The 14,402-nt window shown below is 51.3% G+C and carries 10 protein-coding genes; 4 read left to right on the top strand and 6 right to left on the bottom strand.

What is annotated here, in order from left to right:
* Positions 1-414: 414 nt before the first annotated feature.
* Positions 415-1,596: a glycosyltransferase family 1 protein gene (locus QYH69_RS12560; RefSeq protein WP_308832180.1), complete on the bottom strand. Its 1,182-nt coding sequence runs from the start codon at positions 1,594-1,596 to the stop codon at positions 415-417.
* A 207-nt stretch (positions 1,597-1,803) separates the two neighbouring features.
* Here QYH69_RS12560 and QYH69_RS12555 point away from each other — a divergent pair, with 207 nt between their 5' ends.
* The 4 genes from QYH69_RS12555 (at position 1,804) to QYH69_RS12540 (ending at position 6,751) form a co-directional block, all read left to right on the top strand.
* Entirely contained in the window at positions 1,804-3,255 is a 1,452-nt protein-coding gene (locus tag QYH69_RS12555) for a mannose-1-phosphate guanylyltransferase/mannose-6-phosphate isomerase (protein WP_308832179.1), read from the top strand.
* Positions 3,256-3,384: 129 nt separating this feature from the next.
* Positions 3,385-4,446 carry a glycosyltransferase gene (locus QYH69_RS12550; protein WP_308832178.1) on the top strand — a complete coding sequence of 354 codons (1,062 nt, stop codon included), beginning with the start codon at positions 3,385-3,387 and terminating at the stop codon, positions 4,444-4,446.
* Between the two features lie 133 nt (positions 4,447-4,579).
* On the top strand, positions 4,580-5,584 hold the full coding sequence (locus QYH69_RS12545) for a glycosyltransferase family 2 protein (protein WP_308832177.1): 1,005 nt from the start codon (positions 4,580-4,582) through the stop codon (positions 5,582-5,584).
* Positions 5,585-6,055: 471 nt separating this feature from the next.
* On the top strand, positions 6,056-6,751 hold the full coding sequence (locus QYH69_RS12540) for a sulfotransferase domain-containing protein (RefSeq protein WP_374992397.1): 696 nt from the start codon (positions 6,056-6,058) through the stop codon (positions 6,749-6,751).
* A 283-nt stretch (positions 6,752-7,034) separates the two neighbouring features.
* On the opposite strand, the gene QYH69_RS12535 is transcribed toward QYH69_RS12540, so the two are convergent.
* From QYH69_RS12535 to QYH69_RS12520, 5 genes are all read right to left on the bottom strand, one after another.
* Positions 7,035-8,153 carry an acyltransferase gene (locus QYH69_RS12535; protein ID WP_308832175.1) on the bottom strand — a complete coding sequence of 373 codons (1,119 nt, stop codon included), beginning with the start codon at positions 8,151-8,153 and terminating at the stop codon, positions 7,035-7,037.
* A 1,094-nt stretch (positions 8,154-9,247) separates the two neighbouring features.
* A complete protein-coding gene (locus QYH69_RS12530) occupies positions 9,248-10,420 on the bottom strand; it encodes an acyltransferase (RefSeq protein ID WP_308832211.1) in 1,173 nt (390 codons plus the stop codon).
* A 204-nt stretch (positions 10,421-10,624) separates the two neighbouring features.
* Positions 10,625-13,138 carry a hypothetical protein gene (locus QYH69_RS12525; protein ID WP_308832174.1) on the bottom strand — a complete coding sequence of 838 codons (2,514 nt, stop codon included), beginning with the start codon at positions 13,136-13,138 and terminating at the stop codon, positions 10,625-10,627.
* A gap of 53 nt (positions 13,139-13,191) precedes the next feature.
* The gene (locus QYH69_RS36075) at positions 13,192-13,596 is read right to left on the bottom strand and encodes a GtrA family protein (protein ID WP_374992396.1); all 405 of its coding nucleotides are present in this window, start codon (positions 13,594-13,596) and stop codon (positions 13,192-13,194) included.
* On the bottom strand, positions 13,593-14,327 hold the full coding sequence (locus tag QYH69_RS12520; protein ID WP_308832173.1) for a class I SAM-dependent methyltransferase: 735 nt from the start codon (positions 14,325-14,327) through the stop codon (positions 13,593-13,595). Before QYH69_RS12520 ends, QYH69_RS36075 begins: the two co-directional genes overlap by 4 nt.
* Positions 14,328-14,402: the final 75 nt, after the last annotated feature.

Here is a 14,402-nt window from a genome sequence, read left to right as displayed (position 1 = left end):
ATAGTCGAAGCTAAGTCCGCGTGCCGCTCTCCCGGCATTTGATGGCTCGGCCGACGGATCCGGCCGCATTGCGGAAACCAAAACTGAGCCTCAAACAGCAAGCATTATGCCAATGGCTTCGCTCAGAGGGCAAACAAACGTGTCAGCGGTATGTGCGCATTTGCAGATAGGCGCACTACAGTGGCGAAGATACCGCGACTGCGGTACGTGTGGCGACGGGCGAATCGGTAAAGGTTGCAAAAAGAGTAACGATATGTACCTTTTTGACAACTCCGGTACTTGACGTGATAACGCATTTCGACCAAGCGCACAAAACGGGCGCCCCGCAAAATATGCGTCACTGTTCAATTCATCGAAATCGTTAAACCATCAGAAGACGCACGGTTAAGCTTCGTAACAAACTCGCTTGTACGGTTATATGAGGCTTCGGTAGACGCTACATGTCTGCGCGACCGTCGATTCCCAAGTCAATTCTGCGGCCCGGCGCAGCCCCTTCTGAACGAGTTGGTCGCGTAAGGTGGAATCAGAGAGAAGCCGCTGAAGGCCCGACGCGATGTCTTCGACAGAATAAGCGTCGACTTCCAGCGCAGCGCCAGCGCAGACTTCCGGGATCGATGTCAGATTCGAGGTCAACACCGGAACGCCACTCGCCATTGCTTCAGCTACCGGTAGCCCAAAACCTTCATACAACGACGGATAGGCAAACACTGCCGCTGATGCGAAAAGCTTGAGAAGGTCGTCGCGACGCAAATACCCTGGCATGACCGCTTCCCGGCTTTCAAGAAGCGGCTCGATCAGGGTCAACAGCTCGCTGTTTTGCCATCCGTCCGCGCCGATGAGAACGAGCGGAAAGGTCTGACGCATATCGGCAGGTAGCTTCGCGAACGCCTGCACGAGTCGAGGGAGATTCTTGCGCGGTTGCAAGGTACAAACCGAAAGCACGAACCCGCCCCGCTTCAGACCCAATGCCTCAAGCACTGGCAAACAGACTTCGTTTGGGTAAGGCCGAAAAGACGCCTCCACGCCGAGATGGATTGGAACAACCTTTTGCTCAGGGACACGATAAATTTCGACCAGGTCCTTCTTGGTGTACAGACTGTCGGCGATGATCACTTGCGCCTGCTTGAGCGATCCTGGCAGATGACGGTTGAGGTATTCGACCGTTACGCGCGCCTGGAACTCCGGGTGAGGCACATGGGACACATCGTGCACCGTCACTACCGTTGGCCCCTTGTACCGCGAGGCGATGAAATTCGTCTCGTGATAGATGTAGCCGCTTCGTGCGAAATCTCGGCGCAGATCCTTCGATTTGCGCCGATGAACAGCTGTGCGCAGCGGCTGAATCGCTGGCCAATTCTTGAGCCGATTAATCAGGCCAACCGGCTTCTCGGAGCTAGGCGGTATCGCCTTCCATAAATCCATTTCGCCGCGAACTACAGCGTCAAACTCCTCCCCATAAAATCTCCTGTCGGCTGCCCAACCTGCAATGTCATCAACGTCCGGAAGTGCGCTGAGCCCCTCGAGCAAGTGTTGGGTGTAGTAGCCGATACCGCTTCGGGGTGGACGTAGGGAGTTGAGATCGAATAGCAGCTTCATGCGGGACACTTATTGAACAGAGTGAACGGCAACCGCGTAGCGACGCCGAAAGGCGAAATCGTACGTTAAGCGCCTGGAAATATCGAGCGCGCAGAGGTGACGCTGGATCGATAGAGCCCGCACAGGCAGATGAACTGTCAAACAGGCGACCTGGCCGGCGAATTCCGATAGAATTGTGCGATCTTGTAAGGTGCACCCCAAATTTTCATGAAGATTATTCCCGTTATTATCTGCGGGGGCGCCGGCACACGCCTGTGGCCCGTCTCGCGAGAAGCATTCCCCAAGCCCCTGCTGAAACTGGCGGACGGTCAAAGCCTCCTCCAAAAAACCTTCGTGCGCGCCTCGAACGTGGCCGATACAACGGAAGTGCTATTCGTCACGAGCAGAGACACCTATTTTTTGACGAAGGACGAGTGCATTGAACTAGAACATAACGTCTCGCAGATCGGCTTCATACTCGAGCCCATGGCGCGCAATACCGCGGCTGCTATTGGCGTCGCAGCCGAAGTGGTACGCGAGCGGCACGGACCCGATGCGATCATGCTCGTGATGCCAGCGGACCAACTAATCGAAAATGAGTCGGCATTTCGCACGGCTGTCGAACATGCTGCGGCGACGGCACAGCACGGCGCCCTGGTAACGTTTGGTATTCGCCCGACTTCGCCCGAGACCGGTTACGGCTATATTGGACACGAAGAGTTGCCGATTGAGGGCACACAGGTCGTCCATAAGGTGGTGCATTTTGTCGAAAAGCCCGAGCTAAACGTCGCTAAGGAATTGGTGGCTGACGGTCGTCATCTGTGGAATGCGGGCATGTTCTGTTTCCGTGCGGACAGCCTTCTCGATGAACTCGAGACGTTTGCACCGGATGTTTTCCGGCCCGCACTAGCAGCTGTTGCCGAAGCGAAGCGGAGTTCGTCAGATGAAGGCTACGTCGTCGAACTTGATGCCGCCCGATTCCGCAGTGCCGAGAACATCTCTATCGACTATGCAGTGATGGAGCGCTCGAGCAAGGTGACCGTCGTCCCTTGCGAAATGGGCTGGAGCGACATCGGTTCCTGGCAATCAATCAGCGCACTCACGCAACCAGACGAACGCGGCAATCGCGTACACGGCACAGCGGAACTCCATGACGTGGACAATTGCTTCGTGCGCAGCAACGGCCGATTGATAGGGGTGGTCGGCGTACACGACCTTATCGTTGTCGATACGGAAGATGCCCTGCTAATCGCAGCGCGTGATCGGGCGCAAGACGTCAAGCATATTGTGAGCAAGCTTAAGGCCGCAAATCACGACGCTTACCGGCTTCACCGAACGGTACATCGACCGTGGGGCACATATACGGTGCTGGAGGAAGGTGATCGATTCAAGATGAAACGCATCGTCGTCAAGCCCGGGGCCGCTCTTTCGTTGCAGATGCATCACCATCGAAGCGAACATTGGATCGTCGTGCGGGGCTGCGCTGAAATCGTCAACGGAGAACAGACCATATCACTCCAACCGAACGAATCCACTTACATTCCGGCCGGCCACAGGCATCGCCTTATTAATCCAGGCGTTGTACCTCTCGTGCTCATCGAAGTGCAGTGCGGAGAGTATTTAGGAGAAGACGATATCGTTCGCTTTGAGGATGTGTACGGTCGGGCTCCCGTGAATTAAATTGCCCGCATGTACTTGCCTGCGAGGCTCGCCGACCTCATGCGAGCCCCCCTTAGCGCCGCAAGTCAGGCGCCCTAGCCGTTACCTATGCGCGTTCTACATTTTTATAAAACGTATAAACCAGACTCGATGGGTGGCGTCGAGGAACTGATCAATCAAATATGCTCTGGCGCGGCTAAACGGGGGATATCGAGTGACGTGCTAACAACCAGCCACGACACAACCTCCGTCGATTTTGGCGATCATGTGCATCACCGCGTGAAGCTGGACGTGAAGATCGCGTCGACCGCATTCTCGATGCGAGCTTTCTCAAGATTCGCCGCGCTTTCCAAGCAGGCCGACTTGATCCACTACCACTTTCCGTGGCCATTCGCCGACCTTGTGCACTTCGCGACGCGCAGCGGGAAGCCATCGATTGTGACGTACCATTCGGACATAGTGAGGCAACGGACGCTCAATGAGATTTATAAACCCCTTCGGAACCGTTTCCTGGGGAGCGTTGATCGCATTGTCGCAACGTCTCCGAACTACGTTGCGACGAGCGATGTACTGCAGCGATTTCGCGATAAGGTGGAAATTATCCCCATAGGATTGGACAAGGCCAGTTACCCGGAACCAAGCGAAGAGCGGTTGAAGCATTGGCGAGCACGCTTTCCTCAGCCGTTTTTTCTCTTCGTCGGCAATTTGCGGTACTACAAAGGGTTGCACATCCTGCTCGAAGCATGCCGAGGCACAAATTTCCCCGTGTTAATCGTAGGCGCCGGTCCGGTAGAAAATGTTCTCCGACAACAAGCTGGGCGGCTTGCACTGGGCCATGTGCACTTCCTTGGACCCGTAGATGACTCTGACAAGATTGCGCTGCTGACCCTTTGTCATGCGCTGACCTTTCCGTCTCATCTTCGTTCGGAAGCGTTCGGTATTTCACTGCTCGAGGGAGCGATGTTCAGCAAGCCATTAGTCACCGCCGAAATCGGAACAGGAACGTCTTACGTCAACATAGATGGCGAAACTGGCTTTGTTGTGCCCGCTTGCGACTCCGCGGCTCTGCGCAACGCTATGGCGCGACTGTACAACGAACCCGAATTGGCCATTCGGCTCGGCACCAACGCACGGATGCGGTTCGAAAAATGCTTTACTGCCGAACGCATGGTCGACAGCTATATCAGCCTTTATCGACGACTTGCGCGGTAATGCCTTCTGAAGCGCAGTGACAGTGTTCGCAAAAACCTCTCTTTACTACTACATTCGGCTTCATACGACTGCGTTATTATTACGAAATCTAAACGGGTATCCGTTCTGAACCCGTTCTTCATTAGCATCTACTATGCGCGCAACCAACAGTCTGGCCGAACAGGCCGATAACGTCGACCTCTCAATCGTTGTACCTTGCTACAACGAGGAGGAGGGAATTACGGAGCTGCATCGGCGTGTGTCCGATGTTTGCAAGGGCATGAATGCCGGTTCTTATGAAATCGTACTCGTCAACGACGGATCCCGCGACCGCACATGGCAATTCATGCTCGAACTGCAGACACAAGATAGTCATATCGTCGCGATCAATCTGTCGCGCAACTTTGGGCACCAACTCGCGCTCACTGCCGGCCTGCAAATTTGCACCGGCAGGCGCGTTTTTGTTATCGACGCAGACCTTCAAGATCCTCCCGAACTGCTGCCTGCCATGATGGCACGCATGGATGCAGGTATCGACGTTGTATACGGTCAACGTATCAAAAGAGAAGGTGAAAGCCGCTTCAAGAAGACTTCCGCATCTGCGTTTTATCGCCTACTCGACCGATTGGTTGACATCGATATTCCCGTCGATACCGGTGATTTCAGGTTGATGAGCCGACGGGCCGTCAACGCCCTCAATGCAATGCCGGAAAACCATCGATTCATTCGCGGCATGGTCAGTTGGATCGGGCTAAAGCAAGAAGCCTTTCCTTATGAGCGGTCTGCTCGCTTTGCCGGCGAAACAAAGTACCCGTTGATCAAGATGTTGAAATTCGCTGTCGATGCGATTACAGGCTTCTCGACAAAGCCGCTGCGGATTGCGACGTATATGGGCTTCTTCGCTGCCGCTCTGTCCGGGGCGCTAATGCTGTATGTCTTCGTGGCGTGGCTGCTCGATCGATCGGTCCCAGGCTGGTCATCGCTTGCCATCATCATGCTCACAATGGGCAGTTGCCAGCTTGTTGTCGTAGGTATCCTCGGTGAGTACTTGGGGCGCCTATACATTGAGACCAAAGGCAGGCCTCTTTTCGTTATTCAGGAAATCGTGACGACCCGTTCAGTCGGCGCACGGGCGGAGCCAGCCCATCCATCGCATTAAGGGTCAACGAAGCATTGCTACACAGGAGCTGAATATCGCTGCTGACCAGGCAGATCCGAATTACTCCGCAGAAAACCAAATTCAAAGCGACAGAATAGTCCCGGTCGCCGACCGCTGCTCTATCTTGAGCCGCATCAAAGCACTGCGCGGCACATCATTCGTTGTTGACGAACTGGCTTTAGAACATAAGCCAGGTTGATGTAGGTACTCGCAATCAGAGTCCGGGCGACCCGCACATGAGCCAGCGCACTCGGAGCCGCCGCGTCAAGCCGAGGGGGTTTCGATAATCATTGTGGACAGTTATGTGCCGGCGCCGACGCATCGACATATACAGCGCGGAAGTGGATCCACGATACCCACAGGCTTAGTCCCGCCTACTACCGGATTCGATTGCCGTGTACCTCGTTCGACCACCGTCCCATTTTCAGAATTCACGTCGCAATGCGACCACCAGTATAATTGCGTGCGAACATGTTAAATCGAAAGAGGAAAAGGATAATGTTGCTGTCCATTTGTGGTATGCCAAGGAGCGGATCAACGTTTTCTTTCAATATCGCCCGAGAATTACTGGCCAGTAGGGGTTCGATCTATTCCGAACCGACGGAAGAAATTGAACGCGTTGTCGCGCAGTCACATGCAGATAGCATCATCATCAAAAATCATAACGTCCATGAATCGGGCATCGAGTTGTTGAAGACAGGGGCAATGAAAGGCATCTGCACCGTGCGTGATCCTCTCGATGCTATTGAATCCTTGATGGACATCTTTGGGTTCGATATCCAACAATCTATCCACGCATTCCAGCTCTGGGTCGACTCGTTCAATGCTTTTCACGACCATGTGCTAGTAATTCCCTACAAAACCATTAACGCCTCACCTATGAAGGTCATTTTACGGATTGCCAGGTATTTAGGCGTCACGCCAGGCCCACTGGAGGTTCTGCGGTTGCGCCGCAAGTACGACAAGAAACGCGTAATGAAGGTATCCAACAAGATGTCGCAGCAAGCTGGCAGCACGACTGATTTGGGTTTCACCTACTACGACAACGAAAATTTCTTCCATCGCAGACACGTGCGCCAAGAGAAGCGCGTGTCGCTGGATAAGGAGACAACCGCCCATATCAAGCAACAGTTGCAGCGAATGGACCTCGTATATTCCTATCTCTAAGTGAAACGTTTGCGCCATACCGCCGCTCCGCCGCATGGCCGCGCTCAGCACTTTCCCTTTAGCACTTCACGTCAATCAATGACCGTGTCACACTGCGCTCCAGCATCTTATGAGCTGGTCCGAAGCACGAAGCCATAGCAGTTATGGAAAGTGCTCTCGTCTTGCTAGTTATCCCACCACGAGATGCCAAGTGTCTCGGTGAGAACATTCAAGCTGTTCGGCAAGATCGGCGTCTGTTTCGGGAGAGCTATCAACGCCGGTCGAACTAAGCACGGTGCAAGCGCTATTGCCGTGTTAGGCGCACTTTTCCACCCTCCACGACTGGCCGCTTAGCGCGTAACCACGAAGTGACGATCCGATAGGTCGGAACTTCAACCCCAAAATGCGCCGCGAAGGCTAGCCCAAGCGATGACAGAAGAAAAAGTGCAAACGAAGGCCAATGGCCTAAGACCCCGAAAAAATCTCGGTATTGCCAGTACATCTTCAACAGAATCTGGTGAAACAAATATAGGGCGAAACTCGCCTGCCCAAGCAGCACGATAGGCTTGCGCGACAGTATCAAACTAATAATCCCCCGGTAGCGAGCCAAGACATAAATAACAAGTACATACGTTGGAGCAGCGGCAGTAGTTAGCATAAACCACCCAATTGCCGTGGGATGATCCACCTGGTAAGGTGCGCTAAACGCTGAATTTGCCAGTAGCGCGATAGAAATAGCGCCTACCTCAAGAGCAGTTGCTCTCGTTAAGCTCGTGCCCGCGGGAGGCGCGTCCCTCCATAACAAACCAGCCGAAATCCCCATCGCAAACACGCAGAGGTTAGTGAGCGGGTTTGCATAGCCAAGCCATACCGCGTTTACGTTCGGAAACCATCTCCCAATAAGTAAGATCGCTATCAATGTTGATGCAAATAGAGCTGCTGAGCGTAGCACCGGATTTCTGCGCAACAATATCACGCAGACCGGAAACACGGCATAAAAAAACAACTCCACCGATAGAGACCATGCCGGACCGTTGAACCCAAATATGACTTCAGTCTTGGGCACCCATGCTTGCAGCAGAAACACGAAGAGCCCCGAATCTAGAGGATGATCTATTACCCAATGCGGGCTATCTACTGAGTAGAATACGCAAATCAAGAACGCGAAAGCCACAAGGTGAGTGGGCCATATCCGAGCGATCCGCCCTCCCATAAACTCTGCGTACCCCTTTTCATCGTTTCGACTAATGGTCAAAACGAAACCCGATAGCGCAAAGAAAAGCTGAACCGCACCATCAAGCTGAAATGGCCTGAAAGCATAATTTCGGAAGAAAAATCCCCCCTGTGAATGCCAGAAAACAATACAGAGAGCGGCGAAAAACCGCATGCCTGTTAGGCAATCTATGCTTTTTTTTAATGGCATGTCATTCAGCTCTATTTGTCCGTTTGTTTGGCTCGCGCGTTGATCACGCCACCGCTGCGACGTGCATGCGCAACAGGACCGCATGCTACCACGATGCGCGCTCGGCACCTTGACTGTCCTCGAGTTCAATTTCCCAAGCACAATCAGCATCTGCCACGTAAGCTTCATCAAGCCATCAATAGGAGTTCACGCGGACCCAAAACAACCGATCGTGCCAATTGAGTGCATCAACACGTACACGCCATTGGGCGTAGTCAGAAAGTGCCGTGGACTTATCGCATCTTGTGCCGGCAACCGGTCGTGCTCAACGCAAAACGCAATCTGCCATTTCGTAAGCTCGTTGGGTTATTGCGCGATGAGTCGGAGACTCATAACCACATTCGATCATGGAAGAGCACTCATGAGCTGACTCGCCCGTAGTCCCATCCGTGCCGGGGTGCTTGCGACATTAATTATGCTCGACAAGCTTGCAGGATCCATGTCTGCCGGTATTCCGAGCCGACCTAACAGCACGCTTCGCCACGTACGCGGCTGGCACGCAGCGATTGAATGGTTCAAAGTCGCAAAAGTCCGGCGAAATGCGCGTTTCAAGGCAAGATTTTCAAGTGCCTATGACTTACGCCCGTCAAGAAATAAGAGCTTCCCTCAAAGGGGACTACGGCTACGCGCCCGGAAGCGTACAATCCCGGCGGCCTAAAAAACGGGATGACGGTATGGGTACGTTGCGTCTGCTACTTGCCTTGAGCGTCATTCCGTCTGGGCCGCGCTAGGCGCCGAAGTCCTTTGGATATTCATCATCCGAGTCGCTCTTGCACACGTCTATTGGCTTGGCGGGACGGAAGCAGACGCGGGTATGTGACCGCAGGCCTCGTCTGCGTTGCAATGGGCCCGTAGTATTCGTACGACTCGCGGTTCTGTTCACGAATCCCGCATTCCCATGGTGGGAATTTCTAGCACTGGTGGGATTATCCCGCTTTTGTTCACGCTGACAAGCGGAAACAAATATGATCGGTTTGCTGGGGACCTTTCATATCCAATTTACGTCAATCAGTTCCTGATCATTCATGCACCTGACGAGAATTCCCGGCACACCCTTATTTGGCCACCGTGGACTTTGTCGAAAATAATTGGATGGCCACCCTGCGCCCAACACGTTGAGAGGTTCTCTCCACTAAAACATGCATAACCCACGCGCAAGCAATTGCAGTCAACACCGCCGATATTCCTGCCGCGTGAATATTCCATCCAGCTTTTGCTAACATGACCAAAACCATCCAACCCAACGGCACATGGAGTAAGTACAGCGGATAGCTGATATCCCCGATCCATCTCAGAGGGCGTATCCACTTCCACTCCATTCTCGCGACAAAAGCCGCACTAAATATGCCTAGTGCAACGGCTGAATTTACAATGTCAATTCCGGTGGAAGCACCTGTGATCATCTCATGACTAGTCACCGCTACCACATACAGCCCGATTGAAATTAACACCGAAATCCACGAATTTTTCGACCATCCATCAGAAAAATTTCTGTAGATCATTGATCCAATTAATAACATCGTTACATTGCTTAGCAAAAGTCCTAAATGTGCTAGTTGAATAGCATGCGCACTTAAGACCATCGACGATCTAGAGGAAAAATCAGCAATAGCGCTTACGAAGATACACACGAGCGACGCAACGAGAAGAATTCTCTGCGTTAATCTCGTGAATCGCCATGCCAGTGCGCCCATTAAAAGATAAAATAGGACCTCGACTTCAAGTGTCCATAACACCGGCGTTGCGGGAAAATCCTGCGTCAGATTGATGAGCAGCAGACTAGATGTGACAACGCTACGTAGATGGATCGGATCGGTCACGTTGGCTAAGCGACAATACATTGCCGTGACAAGACCGATTAGTACCATGCAAGTCGCATTGGTCGGAAATATCCTGAAGAAGCGTCGCGTCATAAAAATTCGCCATGCCTCTCGGTCAAGAGCTCTTAGTATCACAAATCCGCTGATCAAGAAGAACAACCCCACCCCAAGCGAACCCAATCCGATGCCCGTATGTATCGTAAGCATCGCCAAAGCATGCCCATACGGATTCTCGGCATTCGGATCGGGCCCAAAAATATAGCTTGACACGTCGGGAAGCCAATTACTTACGGTTTTTGGATCATTGGGGCCGACAAAGTAGATATGTCCGACCACAACTAGTAGGCACGCAAACGCTCGTAAGTAGTCAAGGAAAACGATGCGCTCATTGGTTTTCGCCTTCAACATAATGAGAGACAGCCCAAAGATTAACGCATCGCGGCAGATGCGCAAGACATTCGTGATAACAGGGGATTAGTGACCAAGAGTCACTACTCGCCCTCCTGCTGGCAGTGCCATGTTCGTGCATGCCAACCATACTTTTACGCGACTCCAAGTAAAATATGTTCGTCTTGGCTGAAGCAATCATCTTCTTGCGGTGAAATTGGCAAGTCACCGCTTCAATTTGACGTCGCAACCAACGCCGTCAATCCAAGCAACTCCGTCTTGCACCAGCCGGATCTCTGCAACAGCCTCGTGCGTACCTCCGGCCGGTAACGCCGCAAATAGCTGTTCCGTCGGAATGGCTATTTGTCTCGATGCACCTGCTGGAACCACCATACGCGGCCTGCCGCCACTTGACGAATCCGACTTCTCATTGCCCAACGGAACGCGATACCCGGTGTCCCAACTCAAAATTTGTCCATTTTGGGCTTTAAAATGCACACCGATTCGTAAAGGATGTGCACCTTGATCTAGGAACCAGTCAAAATCGCTACGATTTTCGATATCGAGAAAAAGCATGCCGCCGTCATTATGATCGGACTTGCCCCCAACGACGCATTGGAAATCACCCTTTACGTCAGAGATGGGGGAAATAGGTCGACTGCCATCTCCACGGAACATTCGTGCGGTCGAGCGAAATATTTCTGGGTTTGTTGCCCTTGAAATAGTCTCTGAGTTTCGCTTCGATTCCTTCAAAAAACTTATCAATGCATCTCGATTGATATAACGCGACATGTCAGCTGACTCCAAGACACCCTTCGCATCAGTCACAACAATCCCATCTGCCGAATCATACGCATTGTCAAAATGTAAGCGGTACGCAAGATCTTTAAGTTGAAAAAAGGCTAGGTGACTATTGTTGTCCTCAATCGGTTGTTCTCGCGACACCCGCAGCAACGCATCACGTATCTTCTTGTATTCATCAGGTTTAACGACGGTCCTATCCACAACGAATGCTGCAAAACCGGCCGCTCGTATTTCAGTTATCAAATCGTCAACCGGAAGAGCCGAAAGGCTAGCGTGCCAATTATCCACAGGACTATTTTTCGATGCCCCATTGCTCCATCGAATAAAATGGGAGTGCAAATATAACCGAATTTGCCCAAAGGAGCCCCAACCATAGTATGGACTGTTACTCAGCCACCTCGAATATGGGTACTCGTATACCATTGCACCCTGCGGCAACTTGTGTTCAATTTCGCTAACAAAGTGGCGCTCGGCGAGAAATCGCTTCTCGGTCTCTTGGTCTCCTTTGGCCGAATTGTTCGGTATTTGGTCGTAAAGGCTGCCGACCGTCAGTAAAACAAAAAATACTACGAGTATGCGTCGCCTGCGTGGTTGGGCCGTGTCCAAAAGCATCGTCGCAATCGCGGCACCGCCGATATACAAGACAAAAACCAAAAAGAGCGGAAACCGATCGTACGCCCTAATAGTCGGATAAACGAGCGCAACCAGTGTCCCAATTCCTCCCGAAATCGAGCACAAAAAGATGAAAATTGCAAATGAACCTGAGGCCCAGGCAATCGAGTCAAGTTTCGCCGTCGGTTCCGCCGTCGCTGCTACGCCTAGCCGCTCTCGGAGGGCGGGTGCCAAAAACACAATCAACACTGCCATAAACAGGCCGGAGCCGAGTATACCCAGCTGAACGTTGGGCACGCCAATTTTGTATTGCCGTGCTATCTCACTGGTTTCGATCATTTTCTTACCCAGTTTTCCCAACGGGCGAATTCTGTCATTGGGCGATGGCGCGATTAACAGTTTGAGGCTTACGGAATAAATTTCAGCCTCAAAAGCGTGTCGAACAAGCACAGGGTCTTCAACACCGTTCGGCGAAAATTCAGCCGCGTGTGTATGCTTGTAAATTGTAATTGGAGCGACCAGCGATAGCGCGACGGTCACTAATACAACGCAGTAAACCAAAGGCGCTACAAGCAAGACAGGTTGCTTGAAGTCCCCTGCCAACAATCGAATCCCTATAGCAAATCCAAGCAAAAGCAAGGTAAAAAATGCATAATATCCGTCTGCCATTGCAATCAAAATAATGAAAGTTAGGCCAAGCAAAAAATGCTTTGATGAGAATATATGCCTTAAAACAAGGAGATTTGATTTTCCTATGTTTTGCGAGAAAATCGCAAAACGTCCGACAAAAATCCAATAAACGGGAACCAATGCCAACGGCACACAAAAATAGTTTCCCAAAAATGAATAAATTATGAAATTAAACCGGTAGGTCAATAAAGAAGACAGCATTGCAACAAGCATCGCAGGCAATCGCCCGATTGCGAGTAAACGGCACGATATAAAAGTGCAAATCGATATTAGCGAAAAATTCCCAATATAATAGATTTGCTGCACCTCAACCGGATTTTTGATTATCTTAGACAAAGCAAGCATTAAAATTGAATGCATGGCACTCGCTTGTCCGGCCGGATTATCGTACCAGTGCGCATGCCCTGGCGCACCTAGATATGGGTTATTAAGAATCCACCCGTTATCGATCAATGCTTTAGTGAGAATAAGTTGCCATGTCTCGTCGCCACCTCGTTGCAAATAAACAAAGGGGACTGACAAGTTCCAGTGCCATGCATTCAACGCCGTGATGCCTATCATCAGCGGAATCAATGCGGTAACGAGCAGTGTACCGAGTTCCACAAACCGGCCTAGCATCTTTGAGTTATTCATTGTAGTTTTCCCCAACATTCGTTTTCGCCCGTTCATGCGACACCGCGCCGGTGTTAGGTGTTTAGTTTTGACTCTCGTGACGTCGAAAATACCAAATAGCGGCAACCTAGAAACATACATACGGTGTATGTCACTACACCTAACAGCTGAGTCAAATATCCATTGAATTTGAACTGATCATTAACCAGAAGAACAACAAGTAAATTCAATAAATATGATGCGCAGGCCACGGATAGATATTTTGGAAGAACACGCCTGATGGACCGCTGATCCCGAAAAGTCCATATGCGGTTAAGGATAAAACTAACGATAAAACCGAATATGTAACCGATAAAATTGGCGATTGCCAGTCCTGCACCAAATAGATACATAATGGCATAGATGATAAATAGTCCGATCAACGTATTTACCACTCCCACCAGTCCGAAACGAAACAACTGTTTTAGGAAATCCCTCATAGAGCACGACGGGCGAGTACGCGATATTGAGCACCGAACGCCAACCATTCGAGACGTCGCTCGAGCCCCCGCATCCGAGCCAGCATAGAAGGGAAGAATACCTTATACGCAACCTCCGCCTGTCGCCAACCACTCTGTAATATCGTCGATTTCATCTGCTTCGCTACGATCAGCTTCGCGTTAACGTCTAGCGGGCATGTATTCACAGCGCGCACGGTCAACGGGTTTAGCGGATTGTGCTCGTATATCGCGAGCGTGCCATTCGACTTTGCGATACGAGAGAGCTCTCCGAGCCAATAGGTGTGTTGATCATGTGGTATATGATGAAACACACATGCTGAGAAAATAATGTCGTAACTATTCGTCGGCAGTGGAATTACCTCGTCAATTTTTACGTAATTCTCGGCACCGGGAAATCTGCTTTGCGCTATCTCAATGCTTCGCGCAGAAACGTCGGCGCAAGTTAGCTCACTGTCAGGGAAATATTTTCGAAAATAGGGAATAGAGTTGCCAATCCCGCTTCCAAAATCAAGTATGCGCAACTTCTGACAGGCGCGGTCGTTAACAGACTGCGCGAGATCCGCAATCTTGTATTCCGAAAAATATTCCGGGCTTTCTCCGGTGACAGCGATATTTTTCTCATGTACGTGCCGATACTCATCGGCAAGCGAATCGAATTCTGCCTGCACATGAATTAGTCTTTGGTCGTCATTTGATGCGTTCTTTGTCATATCTAAACCTGAAGCGTGTCAGCACCAATTGTTAAACAGGACACTACGTGGAAATCGTCGACATACAGGTGTCTA

The sequence above is a fragment of the Paraburkholderia sp. SARCC-3016 genome, assembly GCF_031119615.1.
In the GTDB taxonomy this organism is placed as follows: Bacteria; Pseudomonadota; Gammaproteobacteria; order Burkholderiales; family Burkholderiaceae; genus Paraburkholderia.
This window is presented reverse-complemented; position numbering and strand designations above follow the sequence as displayed.

Bases quoted from the DNA above. Each gene is read 5' to 3' on its own strand.
- QYH69_RS12560 (WP_308832180.1), bottom strand. From the start codon at position 1,596: ATGAAGCTGCTATTCGATCTCAACTCCCTACGTCCACCCCGAAGCGGT.
- QYH69_RS12555 (WP_308832179.1), top strand. From the start codon at position 1,804: ATGAAGATTATTCCCGTTATTATCTGCGGGGGCGCCGGCACACGCCTG.
- QYH69_RS12550 (WP_308832178.1), top strand. From the start codon at position 3,385: ATGGGTGGCGTCGAGGAACTGATCAATCAAATATGCTCTGGCGCGGCT.
- QYH69_RS12545 (WP_308832177.1), top strand. From the start codon at position 4,580: ATGCGCGCAACCAACAGTCTGGCCGAACAGGCCGATAACGTCGACCTC.
- QYH69_RS12540 (WP_374992397.1), top strand. From the start codon at position 6,056: ATGTTAAATCGAAAGAGGAAAAGGATAATGTTGCTGTCCATTTGTGGT.
- QYH69_RS12535 (WP_308832175.1), bottom strand. From the start codon at position 8,153: ATGCCATTAAAAAAAAGCATAGATTGCCTAACAGGCATGCGGTTTTTC.
- QYH69_RS12530 (WP_308832211.1), bottom strand. From the start codon at position 10,420: ATGTTGAAGGCGAAAACCAATGAGCGCATCGTTTTCCTTGACTACTTA.
- QYH69_RS12525 (WP_308832174.1), bottom strand. From the start codon at position 13,138: ATGAATAACTCAAAGATGCTAGGCCGGTTTGTGGAACTCGGTACACTG.
- QYH69_RS36075 (WP_374992396.1), bottom strand. From the start codon at position 13,596: ATGAGGGATTTCCTAAAACAGTTGTTTCGTTTCGGACTGGTGGGAGTG.
- QYH69_RS12520 (WP_308832173.1), bottom strand. From the start codon at position 14,327: ATGACAAAGAACGCATCAAATGACGACCAAAGACTAATTCATGTGCAG.